The sequence below is a fragment of the Curtobacterium sp. PhB172 genome (genome assembly GCF_003752545.1).
In the GTDB taxonomy this organism is placed as follows: Bacteria; Actinomycetota; Actinomycetes; order Actinomycetales; family Microbacteriaceae; genus Curtobacterium.
The window spans coordinates 289,778-310,465 of the sequence record NZ_RKIF01000010.1 but is presented as its reverse complement, the minus strand read 5'-3'; the positions used below and the strand labels follow the sequence as shown (position 1 = coordinate 310,465).

The following is a 20,688-nucleotide window of genomic DNA, read 5'->3' as shown; positions in this document are numbered from 1 at the left end:
ACCCCGCACCGTGCGCACCACCCACCCGACGGGAGGCCCGTACCCGACCCGACCCGCGCCTCCAGTCCGCACCGTGCGCACCTGCACGACCCGTGCCGGGTTGGCAGCGCCGTGCGCGCCTACAGCACCGCACCCAACGGCCAACCCCGCACCAGAACGCAGGCCCCGCACCGTGCGCACCACCCACCCGACGGGAGGCCCGTACCCGACCCGACCCGCGCCTCCAGTCCGCACCGTGCGCACCTGCACGACCCGTGCCGGGTTGGCAGCGCCGTGCGCGCCTACAGCACCGCACCCAGCGGCCAACCCCGCACCAGAACGCGGACCCCGCACCGTGCGCCGGCCACACCTGCCGCGCGCACGCGCTGACTCAGCCCGCCGCCGCGCCCACCCCCGCGCCCACGGCGAGCGCGGCCGTCCACACCCCGTGCAGCTCGTCGGCGGCCCCGGGGTGCGCCACCAGGAACGGTTCGCCCACGGGCGGGAAGCCCTCGACCGGACCGGAGCGGGTCAGCACGATCCCGCCGGCCTCGTGCACGAGCAGCACGGCGGCCCCGTGGTCGACCGGGTTGAACGCCGACACGCACCCGCCGATCCCCCGGCCGGCCGCCACCTGCGCGATGGTCAACGTGCCGGAGCCCTGCACCCGCAGCGTGCACGACCGGTCGGCCAGGGCGTCGAGGAACGCACCGAACCCGGGCCACGGCCGGTGTCCGTCGAGCTCGGTGCCGACGACCGCCCCGGCGAGCGGCCGCGGGGTGTCGTCCAGCTGGAGCCGACGGTCGCGCAGGGTGGCACCGCGTCCGCGCCGCGCCTCGAGGACCTCGCCCCGCCACGGGTCGGCGACGACCCCGACGAGCGGGCGGCCACCGCGGGTCAGGCAGAGCGACATCGACGTCCAGGGCACGCCGTTCGCCAGGTTCGTGGTGCCGTCGACGGGGTCCAGGTACCAGCGGTGCCGGTCGCCGGGGGCGTCACCGTACTCCTCGCCGGTGAAGCCGTGGGTCGGGAACGCCATCCGGACGCGGGACCGGACGTGCTGCTCGACCAGTCGGTCCACGTCGGTGACGAGGTCTGCGGGGTTCGCCTTGGTCCGCACCTCGCTGACGGGGTGCTCGCGGGTGAAGGCGATGACCTCGTGCGCGATGCGGTGCGCCAGGGCCTGGGCGCGCGAGGCCACCTCGGTCTCGGTCGGTTCGCGGTCCCGTTCCGGCCAGCCGTCCCGCTCTGCCGACGACAGTGCGGCGCCGATCGCGCCGACGTCGTTCGTGGTGATCGAGTCGACGCCGAGCCGTGCCGCCCAGAGCGCCGGTTCGGCCTCGTCCACGGTCCAGACGGCGACCCGCAGCCCCAGGGCGTGCGCAGCCTCGATCGTGCGCGGGGTGAGGAACGCGATGTCGAGGTTCAGGGTGGACGGGGTCAACGCCTCGAGGTCTGCCGGAGCGGGCGGGTCGAGCGACTCCCACGCGAGCCAGACGTCGGCGTCGGGCAGCACCGAGCGGACCGCCGCCATCGCCGCCGGCGCTCCGCACCACGCCACGGTGGTGGACGCGGTGGACCCCGCGACGGTCCGGGCAGCGACGAGTCCGTCGGCCGCGTCCGTCAGGTCGACGAGCAGCACCGAGTGGCAGCCGTCGAGCCGTTCGAGGGCGGCGTCGAGCCGCGGGATCCGGTCGAGGCCGTTGCCGAGCCGGGCGACGTCGCACCAGGCGACGTCGGACACCCGTCGGGCGTCACCCCACATCCGGCCGAGGGTCTCGTCGTGCAGCAGCACGGCGACGTCGTCGGCCGTGCGACGGACGTCGACCTCGATGACCTCGGCGCCGAGCGCCTCGGCGACCGCGATGGCGGGCAGGGTGTTCTCGCGCCGGACGCGCGGCGCACCGCGGTGGGCGACGAGCCGTGGCGGACGCACGCCGGGCCTCCCGGTCGGGCTGGTGGCGACCACCTGGTCGGCGGGCGCCGACACCGGGGCGCTCATCGGGTGCCCTCGAGCAGTGCGCCGTCGCGGTACACGAGCACCTCGCCGAGGCGGACCCCGGTCTCGGTGCCGACCGCCGGGGGTGCTCCGGTGACGAACGCGCGGAGCTCGGCGCCGTCGGCGGCCAGCACCACCTCGGCGAAGTGCCCGCGCATCAGCACGCGGGCGACGGTCGCGCGGATCGGCGAGTCGTCGGTGAGCACGACCTGCTCGGGTCGGATCAGGACCGTGTCCGCGACGGTGGGGCTGACCGACGTGCCGGCCAGGAACCGGCCGGCGACGGGACTCGTCGACCCGATGAACGACGCGACGAACCCGGTGGCGGGGCGGGCGTACAGCTCGGTCGGCGTCGCGATCTGCTCGATGCGGCCGTCGTGCATGACGGCGATCCGGTCCGAGATGCTGAGCGCCTCGTCCTGGTCGTGCGTCACGATGACGGTCGTGATGCCGAGGCGCTGCTGGATGCGCCGGATCTCGTCGCGGACGCTCACCCGGAGCTTCGCGTCGAGGTTCGACAGCGGCTCGTCGAGGAGCAGCACGTCGGGCTCCTGCACGATGGCACGGGCCAGGGCGACGCGCTGCTGCTCGCCGCCCGAGATCGCCGTCGGCTTCGACCCGGCGTGGTGGCTCAGCCCGACGAGTTCGAGCGCCTCGCGCACCCGCTCCGCCACCCGCTGCTTCGGCACCCGTCGGGTCCGCAGCGGGAACGCCACGTTCTGCGTCACCGTCATGTGCGGCCACAGCGCGTAGTTCTGGAACACCATCGCGCTCGGACGACGCTCCGGTCCGAGCGACGTGACGTCGCGGTCCCCCATCGTCACGACGCCGCCGTCGGCGGGCAGGAACCCCGCCACCATGCGGAGCGTCGTCGTCTTGCCGCACCCGGACGGGCCGAGCAGCGAGACGAGCTCGCCCTTCGCGACGTCGAGGTCGATGCCCGCGACCACGTCGCGTCCGCCGAGCGTCTTGCGCAGTCCGCGGATGGTGAGTCCGCCGGTGCGGGCCCGGTCGGTCGTGCTGCCGTCGGCCGGGAGGCCCGTGGTGCGTTCCGCGACGAGCGTCTGGTCCGTCATCTGGTCGCCTTTCGTGCTGGTGGTGGTCATCGGTGTCGGTCCGGGTGTCGGCTCGGCCGGTTGTGGCCGGGTCATCGGATCTGGAAGCCGTCCGCCAGGCGGCCGCCCATGATGTGCTTCCGGGCGAGCAGCAGCAGGACCACGGACGGGATGCTCAACGCGATCGCGAACACCGCGGAGACCTGGCGTGGGGAGTTGAGGACGAGCGAGTACATCGCCGTCGGCATCGTCATGTACGTCGGCGCACCGACGAGGTAGGTGCCCTGCGCCTCGTCGAACGACGCGAGGAAGGACATCACCATCGCGACGAGGATCCCCGGCCACGCGATCGGGAACGTCACCCGCCAGAAGGTCCGCCAGCGGCTCGCGCCGGCGTCGCGTGCTGCCTCCTCGAGGGACCGCGGCACGGCCGAGAACGCGGCGGCGGGCAGCCAGGTCATGAACACCACGCACCCGAGGACGTGCACGATGAGGATGCCCGTGACCGTGTTCATGAGGTTCAGCGCGGTGAACATGGCCGACATCGTGACGAAGAGGCCCATCTTCGGGAACGCGTTCGTGGCGAACAGCCCGACCAGGACGAGCCGTCGCCCGGGGAACTCGATGCGGCTGATCGCCCACGCGGCCGGCAGGCAGACCACCGCGGCGATGAGGACCGTCAGCGGGGCGAGGACGAGCGAGTTCTGGACGGCGACCGCCAGGCTCCGGTCCTCGAACACGGTGCCCCACCACTGCAGCGTCCACCCGTCGGGCAACAGGTTCGGGTAGGTCCACGTCGTGGCGAAGGCACGAGCCGCCAGCCAGAGGAGCGGACCGAGCACGAAGACGGCCAGCACGACGGCGGTGGCCCAGACGAGGGTGTTCCCGGTGAGTCGCTTGATCACGGCTGCTCCTGCTTCTGCTGCTGCTTCCGCAGCTCGCCGGCGTTCGCCCGGACCGTCGAGCGGAGGTAGAACACGCTCGCGGCCGCGGCGAAGGCGAACACGATGAACGCCATCGCCGTCGACTGCTGCGGGCGGTTGTAGGCCTGGAAGTACTTCGAGATGTCGACGCCGAGCATCGTCGGGGCGTTCGGACCGGTGAAGTACGGCACCGTGAACGACCCGAGGACCCCGATGACGGTGAACGTCGTCGCGATGACGAGCGGGGTCGCCGCCATCGGCAGGAGCACCTGCCAGACCACCCGCCACGTGCTCGCGCCGGCGTCCTTCGCGGCCTCGACCAGGGCGTCCGGGGTGCCCTGCAGCGCGCCGGCGATCATCAGCACGGCGAACGGCAGGCTCGTCCAGACGCTGCCGAACACCACGGCGACGAGGGTGTAGCCCCACACCGGGACGTCGAGGCCGAACTGGGCACCGAGGCTGCGGAGGAAGCCCTGCGCATCGGTGAACGTCAGGACCGACCAGCTCGCGATGACCACCGGCACGAAGAGCGGGACCACGGCCAGGACGCTGAGGCTCTTGCCGAGGAAACCACCGCGGAGACGGAGGATCACGGCCACCGCCACGGCGAGCGCCACGGTCAGGCCGGTCGACAGCGCGGTGACCCCGAGTGTCGCGACGAGGTCGCGCAGGAACGTGGCGTTGCCGAGCAGGGAGCCGTACACCGCGAACGAGAAGCCGCGCACGGTGTCGCCGCCGATGTCCGCGAGTGCCTGGTTCAGGCCGCCGGTGAACCCGAGGCTGAACAGGGCGGCGTTCACGACGGGGACGCCGACGAACAGGACCACGACGAGGACGGGCGCCGCGACGAGCGCGAGGCCCTGCCACCGCCGACGGCGGTCGAGCCGCTCCTGGACGGACAGCCGACCTGCGGTGTCCGCGGTGCCGTGGGCGGGCGACGGGACGGGCGGGAGGCCCCTGGCGGAGTCGCCACGGGCCTCCCGGTCGGTCGCCGGGCCGTCCTGGACGGTCTGGGTCACTGCGGGACCTTCGTGTCCCACGCCGCGTTCATGTCGGCGGCGAAGTCGCTCTGGAACCCGAGGCGGAGTTGCGAGGGGTTCGCGTCGGCGAACTGCTCCGCGACCGACGCCGGCAGGCTGTCGAGCGGGATGACCGGGTAGCCGGAGACGGCGCTCGCGACGAGCTGCTGCCCCTTGGAGCTCAGGACGAAGTCGGCGAGCTGTTCGGCGGCGGCCTTCTTGGCCTTCGGCTCGGTCTTCGGGATGCCGAGGAAGCTCGCGCTGCCGGTGAACGACGGGTCGGTGATCTGGATCGCCTTGACGGTCTTCGGGATCACGCCGGTCTTCTGCGAGGTGATGAACTGGTCGCTCCACACCGGCGCCATCGCGATCTGGCCGCTGCCGAGCAGCTGCACGACCTGGTCGTTGCCGTTCGGGTAGACCCCCTTCTGGTACGTCGAGGGGCCGAGGTCCTTGAGCGCTGCGAAGCCCTTGTCCCACTTCGACTCGAGCGACTTGTCGTAGGTCGTCTGCATCGTCGACTGCTCATCCGCGGTCAGGTACTTCGCGAGCACCGTGGCGACGAACGAGCCGCCGGAGCCGCCGGACGACGGGGAGTTGTACGCGAACTGACCGGGGTTGGCCTTGATCCAGGCGAGGAGGTCGTCGAGGGTCTCCGGCGGGTCCGTCACCTTGCTCGAGTCGTACGCGAGCAGGACGCTCGAGGCGCGGTACGGGATCGCGCTGTCGCCACCCTGCTGCTTCGTGGCCTCGGGGACGTCCTTCAGGTTCGGGATCGTGCTGTCGCTGACCTTCGCCATCAGGCCGGCCTTGCCCGCGGTGGAGACGAAGCCGGCGTCGACGAGGTCGTACGCGACGGACTTGCCGGCCTTGACCGCCGTGGCCAGGTTCGCCTGGGTCTGCGCATCGTGCTCGCCGTGCAGGTCGATGCTCGTGCTGACGTGGATCTTCGGGTTCGCCTTCTCGAAGGCGGGGATGAGCGACTTGTCCCAGAGGTCCTGGACGTTCGTGTCGCCGCTGATGAACACGGTGAGGTTCGTGGTGCCGCCGCTCGTCTCCGCGGCGTTCGAGGCGTTGGCGCTCTGGACGCAGCCGGACAGTGCGACGGTCGCGGCCGCCGCGATGGCGAGGCCGGCGAGGACTCGGGTCTTCACGTGGGTTCTCCCTGTTCCGTGGGGTGGGGGTGGTGCGGGGTGGGGGTCGTGCGGGGTGGGGGTCGTGCGGGGTGGGGTCGTGCGGGGTGGGGGTGGGGGTGGTGCGGGGTGGTGTGGCGCGGGTCGTGCGGGGTGGTGTGGCGCGGGTCGTGTGGGAACGTTCCCGCGCCGAGGTCGAGTGTGGCGCTACCGGGTGAACGCCGGGTGCCGCGGGCGTCGCCGCCGGGTGAACTCCGGGGGCCGCGGTCGGCGCTGCGCCTGCACCGTGCTGGCCACGCCACCTGGTGCGAGGTTGACCGCTCCGTGCCCGCGTACAACTTCGCACCGAGCGGGCAGCACACCCCCGAGCGGCGAATGTCGCACGGTGCGAAGTCGGTCGGACCCACCGATGACCTCGCACCGAGCTGACTTCCTGCCGCCGACCGCGCGACTTTGCACCGTGCGCCGCCTGCAGAGCCGGAACAAAGTCGCACGGTGCGCGGTCGAGCGGGTCTCAGCGCGACATCCGCACGCCAGCCTGACGGAGCTTCGCCCGCAGGGTCCACTCGTTCCGCAGGTCGGACCAGGTCAGCCGGAGCACGATCCGGACCTCGGGGAACGCGCGGAGACGGTCCTCCCGGATCTTCTCGTCGAGTAGCGCTTCCTCAGGGGTACGCCCGCGCAGGTACTCACGGCGCTGGTACTTCACGGCACCGTCGAACTCCACCACCACCCCGGACTCCGGGAACCAGAAGTCCACGACGATGTCCGGCTCGCCCGCCGTCCGGAACCGGTGTTGGAGGACGGGGGTCGGCGTACCGAACTGGTCGAACCGGGCGCGAGCGTAGGACTCCCCGGGCGAGTCCGACGCGGCGTCGGCGAAGTCGACGGCCCGCAGTGCTCGCCGCCGACCCTTCTGTCCCCGCCGCTCGACGGCCGACCGGACCAGGTCTCGCTCCACCGCACGACGGAGGAGCGAGTCAAGGGCGACGATCGCATCGGTGAAGGGCAGTGTGAGCGCCAGATCCGTCGCCAGCCGCTCCAGCCCGCACAGCACCAGCCCATCCGGTGTCGTCACTGCGCTTCGGTTCCGCTCGGGGTCGAGGTCCGCGTGCACGATGAAGGTCGCGTTGGTGGTCCGCCGGTCGGCGCCGCTCGAGGTCACGTGGATCCGCGTCGGTGGCGGGGTCAGGAGCGGCACGCCGAAGACCACCGCCGCGGACACGTGGGACACCAGGTCTCCTGGCCGGATGCGGTCGGCGAACGAGCGCACGCGGACGTGGTGCTGCTCGGCGGTTCGGAGTGCTGCCCATCCCGCGGCCTCCGCGTACAGACCGCGTGCGACCCGGATGAGCTCTCCTGCCGCCGCCCGTCGTCTGATGACGTCGGACTCGTCCGGCCGCTGCGCTGATGTTCGGTAGGTGAGGACTTCGGGGACTGGTGCGAGCTTGAGGTTCATCGACATGCCCCGATGGTCGGGAACCCGGTGGACGAACGCAGCGCCGGACACGAGCCCTGTGGACGGATCACCGCCCGCATGCCGTGTGGAGGAATGAGTCCCACCACCGGAGGCTGCGAGACTGTCCGGGTGAACACACGCACCTGGGGTTGGCTCGCAGCCGTCATCGACGTCGTCCTCATCGTCGTCTTCGCGCTCATCGGCCGCTCCTCCCACGGCGAGGGCAACACCGCACTGGGGATCTGGACCACCGCCTACCCGTTCCTGGCGGGCTGGGCGATCGGGTACGTGACGAGCGGAGCTTGGGCGCGCCCACTGCGCTTCTGGCCGACCGGCGTCGTCGTCTGGATCCTCACGGTGTTCGTCGGCATGGCGATCCGCGTCGCCACGGGTCAGGGAGACGTCGACGGCAACCCGCTGCCGATCTCCTTCGTCATCGTCGCGACGATCGTGCTCGGGGTGTTCCTGCTCGGATGGCGCGCGATCGCCCGCGGGGTGCTGCGCTTCACCGCGTCGCGGTCCGGACGAGACGCCGCAGCGTCCGACGCGTGAACGGTGGCCGCGGGTCCCAGCCGACCATCCTCGACGTCGCCGCACGAGCAGGCGTCTCGAAGTCGGCCGTGAGCCGTGTCCTCTCCGGCACCGGACGGTTCTCCGACGAGACTCGCGAGCGGGTCGAACGCGCCGCAGCCGAGCTCGGGTACGTCGCCAACGCCATGGCACGCGGGCTCGTCAGCGGTCGGACGCACACCATCGGCATGCTCGTCCGCGATGCGTCGTCGATGGTCTACACCGCACTGCACGCCGTGATGGAGCGACGCGCGTCCGAGCTCGGCTACCGCGTCGTCACCACCACGGGTGTCGGCCGTGTCGAGGACGAGAAGTCCGCACTCGCCGCACTCGTGTCGATGCGGGTGGACGGCCTCGTGGTCTGCAGCGGCCTGATGCCGTCGGCCGACATCGCCGAGTTCGCCCCGCGCATTGCCACCGTGGTCGCCGGTCGGCCCGAACTCCACCCGGCACTGTCCAGCGTGTACTGCGACGAGGTGGACGGTGGCGCGACCATCGCCGACGCCGTCGCCGACGCCGGCCACGGCACGGTCGCGGTGCTCACCGTCCCACTCGACAACGCGATCACGCAGCACGCCCGCTCGACGGCGATGGTCGAACGGCTCCGCGCGCGTGGTGTCCGGGTCATCGACATCGACGCCAGCTTCGTGCGGCCGCCCGACGACCTCGCCGCTGACCTGGTCGACGCGATGCACGAGTCGGACGTGACCGCGGTGATGTGCCCGACGGACCGGCTCATGCTCGACGTGTGCGAGGCGCTCGCCCGCCGCGGTGTCCGGGTCCCGCACGATCTGTCGGTCACCGGGTTCGACGGCGTGTACCCCCTCGCGAGCGACTGGATCGGGTTCACGACGCTCGAGCAGCCGATCGAACGCATCGGCCGCGAGGCGATCGACCTCGTGATCGGCCGGATCGACGACCCGACGCGTGCCGTCGAGCACCGCTCACTCCGGGGCACGGTCGTGCCCGGCCGCACCCTGCTCCCCCGCTGAGTGACGGACCACGCTCGGTGCGAACTTCGCCGGCCGGTGCAGGTTCAGCGCGACGTGCACGGTGCGGCCCAGGGTGGACGGTGCGAGGTTCGTGAGCCCGTGCGAGGTTCCCGAGTGCTGCACGGTGCGAGCTTCGCCGGCCTGTGCAGCAGTGACGGCTCGGTGCGGCGCCACAAGGGCGCACGGAGCGGGCAACCTCGCACGGATCGCGGGACTCCGCACGGTGCGGGCTTCGCCGCCACCGCCGCCACCGCCGCGCGCCCCGCGCGCGCCGCGGCTAGAACAGCCCGCTGCGCGGCCCCTCGTCCGGACCGTCGAACCCGCGGAACATGTCGGACACGAGCGCCTCGATCTGCGGTTCGACCAGGCGCTCGACCGCCTCGGCGATGCGCGGCCGGTGGTCGATGAGCGCCAGGCACACCGCCGTCCCGGTCGAGCGAGCGCACTCGTCGGACAGCTCGATCTCGTGCCGGAGCGCCGCCTTGGCCTCGTCGGACAGCGGCTCCCGCGGTGTCTGCTCGCCCGCGCCCGTCCCTGCCAGCTCCCCGAGCGTGAAGAGGAACGGCGAACCCGGCGAGGGCTCTGGATCGACGTCGAGGCCCTGGAACTCGGGCGACAACCCCTCCGCCGGCTGGTACCCGGCGTGCCGCTTCCGCGCCGCGGCCCGCTCGAGCTCGCGCTGCAGCAGCGGCAGGTTCTTGGCGGTGTAGTCGTCGACGGCGTCCTCGACGATGGTCGAGATCCGGCCGATGAGCGCGTGCTGGACGGCGTGCGGGACGTCCTGCCCGAAGCCGGCGGCACTCGCGATCGGGGACCCGGTGCACTTCCGGCAGATGCGGGTGCGCGGGCGGGCCGTCCCGATCTGCCAGCGCGGCAGCCAGCGCAGCCAGACGTCGACAGCGCTGCGCACGCGTCCGTCGATGCCGTCCATCCCTCAACAGTAGGCCGGGAGGCGCGGATCACCTCCGGATCCACGCGACTGTTGACGGATCGGCCGGCTTCTCAGGCCTTCGGTTCCGTCACGAAGTCGATGAGCTCCTCGACTCGGCCGAGCAGCTGCGGCTCGAGGTCGGCGAAGGTGCGCACCTGCCCGAGGATCCGCTGCCACGCCCGCGCGATGTCGGCCTGCTCGGCGTTCGGCCACCCGAGCGCCTGGCAGATCCCCTTCTTCCACTCGATCGACCGCGGGATCGTCGGCCAGGCCTGCAGTCCGACGCGTGCGGGCTTCACGGACTGCCAGACATCGACGAACGGGTGCCCGACGACGAGCACGTGCGCTCCCCACTTGCCACGCATCACGGCGTCGGCGAACCGGGATTCCTTCGACCCGGGCACCAGGTGGTCGACGAGCACGCCGACGCGACGGTCTCGCGAGGGCTGGAACTCATCGAGCACCGACGCGAGGTTGTCGACGCCGGAGAGCTCCTCGACGACGACGCCCTCGACGCGCAGGTCGGTTCCCCAGACCTTCTCGACGAGCTCGGCGTCGTGCTTGCCCTCGACCATGATGCGCGAGGGCAGGGCCACCCGAGCACGCTGCGACTCCACCGCGAACGATCCGGACGCTGTGCGGAGGCGACCACCATCGGACGCCTGCCGCACGGCGGGCGCTGCCCCGGGCCTCCAGTCCGAATGAACGGAACCCAGCGAACCCGGCGAGCCGGCAGCGGCCGCGGCCGACCGGCCGACCGGCGCCTGCGGGCGGCCCAGCGTGACGAGCTCGCCCTCGAGCAGGAACTGCCCGGTGAAGGGGAAGGAACGGGTGCGGCCCTTCCAGTCCTCGAGCGCGATGTTGCCCGCCTCGAGTCCGACGACGGCACCGGCCCACCCGGAGTCCGGGTCCTCGAGCACCATGTCGCGTTCGAGCGGCACCTGCCGCACCTTCTTCACCCCGCGGGAGCGCCAGTCTCCCGAGAGCACGTCCCCGCCGTACCGGTCGTCGTCCACCCGCACGAGGGTACTGTCGACGTCGGCCCGGACGACGTCGACCGCGCCGACACCCACCATCTCGACGGAAGGCCTCCCGTGCGCGCAGCCATCATCCACGCCCCCAACGACATCCGCGTCGAGGAGCGCGACCGTCCCTCGGTGCTCACCCCGAAGGACGTCGTCGTCAAGGTCGTCGCCGCGTGCGTGTGCGGCTCGGACCTGTGGCCGTACCGCGGCGTCACGAAGACGAAGGAGCCCCGGCCGATCGGGCACGAACTCGTCGGCGAGGTCGTCGCCGTCGGCGACGCGGTCACCGACCTGCACGAGGGCGACTTCGTCATCTCCCCCTTCACCATGAACGACGGCACCTGCCAGGCCTGCCGCCACGGGATGACCAGCGGCTGCGACCACCTGTCCGGCTTCGGCGGGAAGGACGCGTACGGCGACCCGGTCGGCGGCGCCCAGGCGGAGTACGTCCGCATCCCGGACGCGTCCGCGACGCTGGTCGCGGTGCCCGGCCCCGTCGACCCGGCGCTCGTGCCGTCGCTGCTGACCCTGTCCGACGTCTTCTCCACCGGGCACCACGCCGCAGTGTCGGCGGCGGTCGGTCCGGGCAAGACCGTCGTGGTGGTCGGCGACGGTGCGGTCGGCCTGTCCGCCGTGCTCGCGTCGAAGCGACTCGGCGCCGAGCGGATCATCGCCATGAGCCGGCACGCCGACCGCCAGGCGCTGGCACGTGAGTTCGGCGCGACGGACATCGTGTCCGAGCGCGGCGAGGAGGGCGTCGCGGCGATCCGCGAGCTGCTCGGCGGCGACCTGGCCGACTGCGCGGTCGAGGCCGTCGGCACCGAGGAGAGCATGGACCAGGCGCTGCACTCGGTGCGCGCGGGCGGCAACCTCGGCTTCGTCGGGGTCCCGCACGGCGTGCCGACGATCGGGACGCGCTACCTCTTCGACACGAACATCGCCGTAGCGGGCGGTATGGCGCCGGCACGGAAGTACATCCCGGAGCTGCTGCCCGACGTGCTGTCCGGAGCGATCGACCCGGGGCGCGTCTTCGACCTGGAGCTGCCGCTCGACGAGGCCGCCGAGGCGTACCGGGCGATGGACGAGCGCCGGGCGATCAAGGTGCTGCTGCGGCCGTAGGCCCCGGTCGCTCACCGGCGCACGGCCGGCGTCCGGCGCGCGTCCGTCGGGGCGGCACGTTTCGCGCAGCAGAACGCGTGTTTCGAATCGGTAAACAAACCTTTCAGTAAAGAAGGTTGTCCGTTACAGTCCTCGACATGACCACACGAGGACGCACCCCAGGCCAGCCCGGTCTGCTGCGCGTCCTGAACGACCGTGCGGCCCTCGAGCTGCTGCTCGACGACGGCCCGCTCACCCGCAACGAGATCGCGCAGCGGACCGGGCTCAGCAAGCCCACCGCCGCCGAGATCATCCGCCGGCTCGAGTCGGCTGCGCTCATCCGCCAGGCCGGCACGGACACGCAGGCCGGGCGCCGCGGGCCGAGCGCCGTCGTGTACGAAGCGATCACCGACCGCGACCTCGGTGTCGCGGTGGACGTCCAGCTCGTCGACGTCCGGTCGACCGTGGTGGACGCCGCCGGTCGCACGTTCCCGGTCGCCACGCACCGGATGTCCGAGGCCGAGGTGCGCTCCCCCGGCGCCGACATCGTCGCCGCCGCGATCTCCCGCGCAGCCGCCGCGGCCGGCGTGGACCCCGAGCTCGTCACCGCCGTCGCCGTGGGTGTGCAGGCGAGTGTCGACCACGCCACCGACACCCTCATCTTCACCGACGGACTGCCCGGCTGGCCCCGCGAGCAGGTCAGCGCGACGCTCTCCGCCGAGCTCGGGGTCCACGTCGTCGTCGAGAACGACGCCAACCTCGCCGCCATCGCCGAACGCAACATGGGGGCCGGTCGGGCTCCCGGGTCGTTCGCGCTCTTCTGGATGGCCGAGGGCCTCGGCATGGCCCTCGACCTGCACGGTCACCTGCACACCGGCGCCTCCGGTGCCGCGGGTGAGATCGGTTACCTCAGCGTGCCTGCAGACGCACGCTCCATCGACCCGACGGCCACGATCGTCGCGGACCTCATCTCCGAGCCCGCGATCATCGCCCTGGCCGCCGAGCACGGGATCACGGCACCGGACGGCACCGCAGCCGACTGGCGCCAGGTGCTCCCGCAACTGCCCGGCCTGCCCGAGCAGCACCCCTTCACCGTCGCCCTCGGCGAGCGCGTCGGGCACAACGTGCTCCCCGCCCTCGCCGTGGCCGATCCCGAGACGGTCGTCCTGCACGGCCCGACCGGGATCGCCGGTGGCCCCGCCCTGGCCGCCGCCGTGACCGCCTGGCTCCGGACCCGCTCGCGCTGGTCCACCGCCGTGGTCGCGCCCGGCGTCCCCGACACCCCCGTCCTGCACGGTGCGCGGCACGTCCTCATCGACGTCGTCCGCACCGCGCTCGCGGACCGGCTCGAGCGCATCAGTGACGATGCCCCGACGCCGGACCCCGTCGAGCGCCCCTGAACGTTCCACCCGCACCACTCGAGGCACCATCACCCAGCCCTGTCACAGGGCTCTTCGTCGCGCCCGGAAACGGGCAGCCTCCGGAAACGGACGGCGACGGAGCGAGATCAGAGAGCGAGTACCGCCTTGTCCCTCCCCGAACCGAACGTCCCGCGCCGCCGGGTGTTCCGCCGCATCGCCACCGCCACGGCCGTCGCCGCGGCCGGCGCCCTCGTCGTCGCCGGCTGCAGCTCCGGCAGCAGCGCCGACTCGATCGAGAAGAGCGCCCCGAAGGAGCTCAAGGGCACCGTGTCCCTGTGGCACTTCTTCACCGGCCGTGAAGCCGGCGTCGTGAAGACCGCCGTCGAGGGCTTCGAGAAGGCCAACCCCGACGTCACCGTCGACATCCACGCCGGTCAGGACGACGAGAAGCTGCAGAAGGCGATCTCGTCCGGCCAGAACATCGACGTCGGCCTGTCGTACTCGACCGCCATCGTCGGCAGCTTCTGCTCCTCGGGGGCGTTCCGCGACCTGTCGCCGTACATCAAGCGCGACAAGGTCGACCTGTCCGACATCCCGAAGGCCGTGCAGTCGTACACGCAGTACAAGGGCACGCGCTGCACCCTGCCGGCCCTCGCCGACGTCAGTGCACTGATGTACAACAAGCCGCTGCTCGAGAAGGCGGGCATCACGACTCCGCCGAAGACCCTGGACGAGCTGAAGACCGACGCGCTGAAGCTGACGACGTACAACGCCGACGGCTCCATCAAGCAGCTCGGCTTCAACCCGCTCATCGACTTCTACGAGAACTCCCCCGAGCACTGGGCGCCGATGGTCGACGGCTCGTGGCTCGACAAGGACGGCAACAGCGTGATCGGCACGTCCGACGCGTGGAAGAAGCTGATCACCTGGCAGAAGGGCTTCGTCGACGAGATCGGCTACGACAAGCTCAAGGCCTTCACGTCCGGCCTCGGGCAGGAGTTCGCAGCCGACAACGCGTTCCAGACCGGTCAGGTCGCGATGCAGATCGACGGCGAGTACCGCACGGCGTTCCTCAAGGACCAGAAGCCGGACCTCGACTACGGCACGTCCCCGACCCCGGTGATGGACGGCCTCGGCAACTACGGCTCGACGTACATCGCGGGCAACGTCGCAGGCATCGCGAAGGGGTCCAAGAACCCCGAGCTGTCGTGGGCGCTCCTGAAGTACCTTTCCACCAACACCGACGCGCAGGTCACGATGGGCAACGGTCTGAAGAACATTCCGACGCTCACCTCGGCGCTGGGGTCCCCCGACCTCGAGGTCGACGAGAACTACAAGACCTTCGTCGACGTCGCGGGCAACAAGGACACGATGACCTCGCCGGGCACCGCGGACGGTGCCGCCTACATCGGCACCTTCACGAAGTTCTGGCAGGCCTACCAGCAGAACGGCGGCGACCTCGACGCGAAGCTCAAGAAGCTGGACTCCGACATCGACAACGCGAACCAGCTGGCTGGTCCGTGATGAGCCTCACCACCAAGACGACCGGCCGGGAGGCGCGGCTCGCCCGCGCAGCCCGGCCCACGGGCCCGACGGGGTCCGGTCCGGTGCCCCCGACGGCTCCGCGACGTCGGCCCCGCTCCGCAGAGTCCCGGCGCCGCCTCGTCGCCCTGACGATGCTCGCGCCGGCCCTGGCGGGCCTGGTGATCTTCTTCGCCTACCCGCTCGTCGCGTCGATCTTCTACTCGTTCACGCGCTACAACCAGCTGCAGGAGCCGGAGTTCGTCGGGCTGCTCAACTACAAGTTCCTGTTCACCCAGGACCCGCAGATCGGGCCGGCGGTCGTGAACACGCTGTGGTTCGTCGTCATCCTGGTGCCGGTCCGGATCGTGTGCGGACTCCTGGTCGCCGGGCTGCTCAGCCGGGCCAAGACGGCCACCGGGTTCTGGCGGACGCTGTTCTACCTGCCCGCCCTCGTCCCGCCGGTCGCGAGCGTCGTGGCTTTCGTCTTCCTCTTCAACCCGGGCACCGGGCCGGTGAACCAGATCCTCCGGGTCTTCGGTATCGACGGCCCACTGTGGTTCAACGACCCGGCGTGGTCGAAGCCCTCGCTGGTGATCCTGGGCGTCTGGGTGATGGGCGACATCATGATCATCTTCCTGGCGTCACTGCTCGACGTGCCGCGCGACCTGTACGAAGCCGCGTCGCTCGACGGTGCGAACGGCGTCCAGCAGGTCCGGCACATCACCCTGCCGACGATCGCCCCGGTGATCGGGTTCGCCGCCGTGACGGGGGTGATCGCCGCGCTGCAGTACTTCACCGAGGCGGCCGTCGCCTCGGGCGTCGCGAGCGGCAAGGCGACGATCGGTGGCGGGACCGCCGCTCAGCTCGGCTACCCGGGCACCTCGCTGCTCACGTACACCGAGCTGCTCTACCAGCACGGGTTCGCGAACTTCCAGTTCGGCTACGCGTCCGCCATGGCCGTGGTCCTGTTCGTGATCACCGCGGTGGTGCTCGTCTTCACGATGCGCCGGATCAGTGTGTTCCGGCCGGAGGAGTCCTGATGACCGCTGTGTCCCAGTCCCCGCTCACCCGGGCACCCCGGGGTTCCGCTCCCCGTACCGGCAGGCCGCGCGGTCGCACGCTCGTGTGGATCGCCGAGCACGCTGCCCTGGTGGCCCTCGGCGTCCTGACCATCGCGCCGATCGTGTTCGTGGTCCTGACCTCGCTGATGTCGAGCAACCAGGCCCTCACGGCGTCGATCGTGCCCCGGCCGTTCGACTTCTCGAACTACGCGCGGGTGTTCACCGAGCTGCCGCTCACGCAGTGGTTCGGCAACTCGTCGATGTACGCCGTCCTCGCCACCGCGTTCATGCTCATCAGCTCGGTGCCGGCGGCCTACGCGCTCGCCCAGATCAGGTTCAAGGGCGCGAACCTGATCTTCACGGTGATCATCGTCGCGATGCTCCTGCCCCCGCAGGTCACCGCGGTGCCGGTCTACGTGATGTGGTCGCACCTGCACCTGACCGGCACCCTGTGGCCGCTCATCCTGCCGAACCTGCTCGGCGACGCCTTCAGCATCTTCCTGCTCCGCCAGTTCTTCATGACCATCCCGAAGGAGTACGGCGACGCCGCTCGCATGGACGGCTGCAGCGAGTGGGGCGTGCTCTGGCGCGTGGTCGTCCCGATGGCCCGCCCGGGCATCGCGTCGGCGGCGATCTTCATGTTCTTCCACTCGTGGAACGACTACTACGGCCCGCTCCTGTACGCGTCCGAGAACCAGGCCGCCTGGCCGGTGGCGTACGGGCTCGCCACGTTCCGCGGGCAGCACGGCACCGACTGGTCGATGACGATGGCGATGACCGTCGTCGTCATGGTCCCCGTCGTCATCATCTTCTTCTTCGCACAGAAGGCATTCGTCGAGGGCATCGCGCTCACCGGCGTGAAGGGATAGCAGCTCCAGTGAAACTCACAGTCGTCGGTGGCGGATCCACCTACACCCCCGAACTCGTGGACGGCTTCGCCCGGCTCCGCGACCAGCTCCCCATCGACGAGCTCTGGCTCGTCGACCCCGACCCGGTGCGCCGCGAACTCGTCGGCGGTGTCGCCAAGCGGATGTTCGCGCACGCCGGCCACCCCGGCACGATCCACGTCACCGACGACGTCGTCGCCGGGGTCACCGACGCCGATGCCGTCATGTTCCAGCTCCGCATCGGCGGGCAGGCCGCACGGCAGCAGGACGAGACGTGGCCGCACGAAGCGTGCTGCATCGGGCAGGAGACCACCGGTCCGGGCGGGTTCGCGAAGGCGCTCCGCACCGTGCCCGTGGTCCTGGAGTACGCCGAACTCGTCCGGAAGCACGCCAAGCCGGACGCCTGGATCGTCGACTTCACGAACCCCGTCGGCATCGTCACCCGCGCCCTGCTCGAAGCCGGGCACCGCGCCGTCGGCCTGTGCAACGTCGCGATCGGGTTCCAGCGCCGCTTCGCGAAGGAGTTCGGCGTCGCCCCCGACCACGTCCGGCTCGACCACGTCGGCCTGAACCACCTGACGTGGGAGCGCGGCGTGCACGTCACGGGCGCGGACGGCGTCGAGCGCGACGTGATGGCGGACCTGCTCGCCGAGTCGGACGGTGCCCTCGGCCGGACGGCGGAGAGCGTGCACATGCACCCGGACCTCCTCCGTCTGCAGCACGCGATCCCCTCGTACTACCTGCGGTACTTCTACTCGCACGACATCGTGCTGCAGGAGCAGCTGCACGAGCCCACCCGTGCCGAGGCCGTCATGGAGACCGAGCGGGCCCTGCTCGCGAAGTACGCCGACGAGTCCGTCGTGACGAAGCCCGCCGAGCTCGAGCAGCGCGGCGGCGCCTACTACTCCGAGGCGGCGATCGACGTGCTGTCCTCGATCCTCGGCGACCGCGGCGACGTGCAGGTCCTCAACGTGCGGAACGACGGCACCTTCCCGTTCCTGCCGGACGACCACGTCATCGAGGTGCCGTCGCGCGTCACCCGCCAGGCGATCACGCCGTTGCCGGTCTCGCCGCTCGACCCGGACATGGTCGGTCTCGTGTCGCACGTCGCCGGGTACGAGCGGCTCGCGCTCGACGCCGCGGTGCACGGCGGCCGCGACCGGGTGCTCCGTGCGATGTGGGCGCACCCGCTCGTCGGTCAGGTCGACAAGGCGGAGCAGCTCACCGACCTGCTCCTGGCCGCGAACGCGGAACACATCCCGTGGGCGCGATCGGAGCAGGTGACGTGGGCGGGCTGAGCCGGACCGGCGCGGCGGGCCCGGCCCGAGCCTCCCGTCCGCCCGCGCCGGTCCCACCGGACGCCACCGACGTCGTGCTCGCCGTCGACGGCGGCGGCAGCAAGACCGACGTCGTCGCGATCGCGCTCAACGGGACCATCGTCGGGCACGCGCGCGGTCCGGGGTCGAACCCGCAGACGCGTGGCTGGGACCTCGCCGGCCCGATCCTCGACGACGTCCGTGCGCGGGTCGTCAGCGAGCTGGGCGACCGGCGCATCCGGACGACGCACGTGTACCTGGCCGGGCTCGACCTGCACGACGAGCTCATCGCGGCGACCGCGGCCCTCGCACACTGGGCCGAGGACGGCGGCGAACCGCACGTCCTGGACAACGACCTGTTCGCGCTGCTGCGGGCCGGCACCCTGTCCCCCGACGCCGCGGCCGTGGTGTGCGGCACCGGGATCAACGCCCTCGCGGTGCGGGCCGACGGCACGACCGCACGGTTCCCGGCCATCGGGGACGTCTCCGGCGACTGGGGTGGCGGCGCGTGGCTCGGCAACCGGGCGCTCTGGCACGCGGCGCGGGCCGACGACGGTCGCGGCCCGGCGACGGCGCTGGTCGGCGCGGTGCCGGCGGCGGTGGGTCTGCGCAGCGTCCGCGAGGTCACCGAGGCCATCCACTTCGGCCGCTTGGACCAGCGCGTCTTCAACCGGCTCTGCCCGGTGCTGTTCGACGTGGCCGGAGCCGGCGATGTGGTGGCTCGGAGCGTCGTGGAGCGGCAGGCGGAGGAGATCGTCCTGCTCGCCGCGGTCGCACTCGAGCGCTTGGGCCTCGGTGGTTCGGCGGCCGAGCCGGTGCCCGTCGTGCTCGGCGGCGGGGTGCTCGCTGCTCGGCACCCGTTGCTCGTGGACGGTGTCGTCGACGGGCTCGCTGCCCGGGTCCCCGGAGCGGTGCCGACCTGGGTGACCGATCCCCCGGTGCTCGGCGCAGGGCTCGCGGCGCTGGAGTCGGTCGGTGCCGACGACGCGGCGCTCGAGCGGTACCGCGAGGCCGTGCGCTCCCGTGCCTTCGCGAGCACGACCGCGCTGATCCACTGACGCGCGCGCCGGCGGGCGCGGCGCGGCGCGGCGGGCGCGGCGGGCGCGGCGGGCGCGGCGCGGCGCGGCGGGCGCGGCGGGCGCGGCGGGCGCGGCGGGCGCGGCGGGCGCGGCGGGCGCGGCGCGGCGGGCGTGGCGCGGCCGCACGGCCTCCTCGCGAAAGCGACAGTCTGCCGCCGAACATTCGCGGCAGACTGTCGCTCTCGCGGCACGAACCGCGCGCGGCCCGACCGCCGCCGGCCCAATCGCGCGCGGCCCGACCGCCGCCGGCCCAACCGCCGCCGGCCCCCGGCCTACGCCCGCGCCAGCATCCCGAGCGTGTCGACCACGCGGTTCGAGAAGCCCCACTCGTTGTCGTACCAGGCGACGACCTTCACGTGCCGGCCCTCGTCGACGCGGGTGAGCAGCGAGTCGAAGATGCTCGACTCCGGCCGCCCGGTGATGTCCGTCGACACGAGCGGGTCCGCCGTGAACGCCAGGACCCCGGCGAGTGGACCGGAACCCGCGGCGCGGTAGGCCTCGTTCACCTCGTCCACGGTCACGTCTCGCGAGACGACGGTGTTCAGCTCGACGATCGACCCGACGGGCACCGGCACGCGGATGGCGTCACCGGACAGCTTGCCCTCCAGGCGGGGCAGTACCAGCCCGATGGCCTTGGCCGCCCCGGTCGTCGTCGGCACGATGTTCACACCGGCAGCGCGGGCCCGACGCAGGTCGCGGTGCGGCCCGTCCTGCAGGTTCTGCTCCTGCGTGTACGCGTGCACGGTGGTCATGAACCCGTGCTCGATCCCCGCCAGGTCGTCGAGCACCGATGCCAGGGGTGCGAGCGCGTTGGTCGTGCAGGACGCGTTCGAGATCACCGTGTGCACGGCGGGGTCGAAGGTGTCCGAGTTCACGCCGTACGCGATGGTGGCGTCCGCTCCGGTGGCCGGCGCACTGATCAGGACCCGTCGGGCGCCGGCGGTCAGGTGGCCGGCTGCCGCGTCGCGTGCGGTGAAGCGTCCGGTGGACTCGAGGACGACCTCGACGCCGAGTTCGGCCCAGGGCAGGTCCGCGGGCGACGTCGACGCGAGCACGCGGACGCTGCGGCCGTCGATGACGAGTGTGTCGCCGTCGACCTCGACGACGCCGTCGAACGGCCCGAGGGCGGAGTCGTAGCGGAACAGGTGCGCGAGCGTGTCGGGGGCGGTCAGGTCGTTCACGGCGACGACCTCGAGGTCGTCACCGCCCCGTGCGAGCAGGGCGCGGAGCGTGTTGCGGCCGATGCGGCCGAAGCCGTTGATGGCGATGCGGGTCAT

18 protein-coding genes are annotated in these 20,688 nt (G+C 71.8%); 9 read left to right on the top strand and 9 right to left on the bottom strand.

The window, feature by feature from the left end; translation table 11 throughout:
• Nucleotides 1-370 precede the first annotated feature (370 nt).
• The 6 genes from EDF42_RS15585 to EDF42_RS15560 form a co-directional block, all read right to left on the bottom strand.
• On the bottom strand, nucleotides 371-1,981 hold the full coding sequence (locus EDF42_RS15585; protein ID WP_123673190.1) for an inositol monophosphatase family protein: 1,611 nt from the start codon (nucleotides 1,979-1,981) through the stop codon (nucleotides 371-373).
• Entirely contained in the window at nucleotides 1,978-3,084 is a 1,107-nt protein-coding gene (locus tag EDF42_RS15580) for an ABC transporter ATP-binding protein (protein ID WP_123673188.1), read from the bottom strand. Before EDF42_RS15580 ends, EDF42_RS15585 begins: the two co-directional genes overlap by 4 nt.
• Before the next feature lie 41 nt (nucleotides 3,085-3,125).
• The gene (locus EDF42_RS15575) at nucleotides 3,126-3,938 is read right to left on the bottom strand and encodes an ABC transporter permease (RefSeq protein ID WP_123340755.1); all 813 of its coding nucleotides are present in this window, start codon (nucleotides 3,936-3,938) and stop codon (nucleotides 3,126-3,128) included.
• On the bottom strand, nucleotides 3,935-4,975 hold the full coding sequence (locus EDF42_RS15570; protein WP_123673187.1) for an ABC transporter permease: 1,041 nt from the start codon (nucleotides 4,973-4,975) through the stop codon (nucleotides 3,935-3,937). Before EDF42_RS15570 ends, EDF42_RS15575 begins: the two co-directional genes overlap by 4 nt.
• Nucleotides 4,972-6,129, bottom strand: a complete 1,158-nt coding sequence (locus EDF42_RS15565; protein WP_123673184.1) for an extracellular solute-binding protein — start codon at nucleotides 6,127-6,129, stop codon at nucleotides 4,972-4,974. The genes EDF42_RS15570 and EDF42_RS15565 overlap by 4 nt, the downstream gene beginning before the upstream one ends.
• Nucleotides 6,130-6,622: 493 nt before the next feature.
• Nucleotides 6,623-7,573, bottom strand: coding sequence for a hypothetical protein (locus EDF42_RS15560; protein ID WP_123673182.1), 951 nt, complete (start codon nucleotides 7,571-7,573; stop codon nucleotides 6,623-6,625).
• A gap of 123 nt (nucleotides 7,574-7,696) precedes the next feature.
• Here EDF42_RS15560 and EDF42_RS15555 point away from each other — a divergent pair, with 123 nt between their 5' ends.
• Together EDF42_RS15555 and EDF42_RS15550 are read left to right on the top strand one after the other, a co-directional pair.
• Entirely contained in the window at nucleotides 7,697-8,119 is a 423-nt protein-coding gene (locus tag EDF42_RS15555; RefSeq protein ID WP_260235531.1) for a DUF3054 domain-containing protein, read from the top strand.
• Nucleotides 8,116-9,129, top strand: a complete 1,014-nt coding sequence (locus tag EDF42_RS15550; protein WP_123294197.1) for a LacI family DNA-binding transcriptional regulator — start codon at nucleotides 8,116-8,118, stop codon at nucleotides 9,127-9,129. Before EDF42_RS15555 ends, EDF42_RS15550 begins: the two co-directional genes overlap by 4 nt.
• Before the next feature lie 277 nt (nucleotides 9,130-9,406).
• Here EDF42_RS15550 and EDF42_RS15540 read toward each other — a convergent pair whose 3' ends face one another.
• Both EDF42_RS15540 and EDF42_RS15535 read right to left on the bottom strand, forming a co-directional pair.
• Nucleotides 9,407-10,060, bottom strand: a complete 654-nt coding sequence (locus tag EDF42_RS15540; protein ID WP_123294054.1) for a spermidine/putrescine ABC transporter substrate-binding protein — start codon at nucleotides 10,058-10,060, stop codon at nucleotides 9,407-9,409.
• Nucleotides 10,061-10,131: 71 nt separating this feature from the next.
• A complete protein-coding gene (locus tag EDF42_RS15535; protein ID WP_123673278.1) occupies nucleotides 10,132-11,076 on the bottom strand; it encodes a DUF3097 domain-containing protein in 945 nt (314 codons plus the stop codon).
• A 78-nt stretch (nucleotides 11,077-11,154) separates the two neighbouring features.
• Between EDF42_RS15535 and EDF42_RS15530 the strand changes: the two genes are divergently transcribed.
• The 7 genes from EDF42_RS15530 (at nucleotide 11,155) to EDF42_RS15500 (ending at nucleotide 19,390) form a co-directional block, all read left to right on the top strand.
• Nucleotides 11,155-12,204 (top strand): alcohol dehydrogenase catalytic domain-containing protein, encoded by a 1,050-nt coding sequence (locus tag EDF42_RS15530; protein ID WP_123673174.1) that lies wholly within the window; start codon nucleotides 11,155-11,157, stop codon nucleotides 12,202-12,204.
• A 137-nt stretch (nucleotides 12,205-12,341) separates the two neighbouring features.
• A complete protein-coding gene (locus EDF42_RS15525) occupies nucleotides 12,342-13,583 on the top strand; it encodes an ROK family transcriptional regulator (RefSeq protein WP_123673172.1) in 1,242 nt (413 codons plus the stop codon).
• Between the two features lie 126 nt (nucleotides 13,584-13,709).
• A complete protein-coding gene (locus EDF42_RS15520) occupies nucleotides 13,710-15,068 on the top strand; it encodes an extracellular solute-binding protein (protein WP_260235530.1) in 1,359 nt (452 codons plus the stop codon).
• Nucleotides 15,068-16,108: a carbohydrate ABC transporter permease gene (locus EDF42_RS15515; protein ID WP_200849231.1), complete on the top strand. Its 1,041-nt coding sequence runs from the start codon at nucleotides 15,068-15,070 to the stop codon at nucleotides 16,106-16,108. Before EDF42_RS15520 ends, EDF42_RS15515 begins: the two co-directional genes overlap by 1 nt.
• On the top strand, nucleotides 16,108-16,998 hold the full coding sequence (locus EDF42_RS15510; RefSeq protein WP_123340746.1) for a carbohydrate ABC transporter permease: 891 nt from the start codon (nucleotides 16,108-16,110) through the stop codon (nucleotides 16,996-16,998). The genes EDF42_RS15515 and EDF42_RS15510 overlap by 1 nt, the downstream gene beginning before the upstream one ends.
• A gap of 8 nt (nucleotides 16,999-17,006) precedes the next feature.
• Nucleotides 17,007-18,314, top strand: coding sequence for a 6-phospho-beta-glucosidase (locus EDF42_RS15505; protein ID WP_123340745.1), 1,308 nt, complete (start codon nucleotides 17,007-17,009; stop codon nucleotides 18,312-18,314).
• On the top strand, nucleotides 18,302-19,390 hold the full coding sequence (locus tag EDF42_RS15500; protein ID WP_260235529.1) for an N-acetylglucosamine kinase: 1,089 nt from the start codon (nucleotides 18,302-18,304) through the stop codon (nucleotides 19,388-19,390). Before EDF42_RS15505 ends, EDF42_RS15500 begins: the two co-directional genes overlap by 13 nt.
• A gap of 293 nt (nucleotides 19,391-19,683) precedes the next feature.
• Here EDF42_RS15500 and gap read toward each other — a convergent pair whose 3' ends face one another.
• Complete coding sequence (gene gap / locus EDF42_RS15495; protein WP_123673168.1) at nucleotides 19,684-20,688, bottom strand: type I glyceraldehyde-3-phosphate dehydrogenase; 1,005 nt, start codon at nucleotides 20,686-20,688, stop codon at nucleotides 19,684-19,686.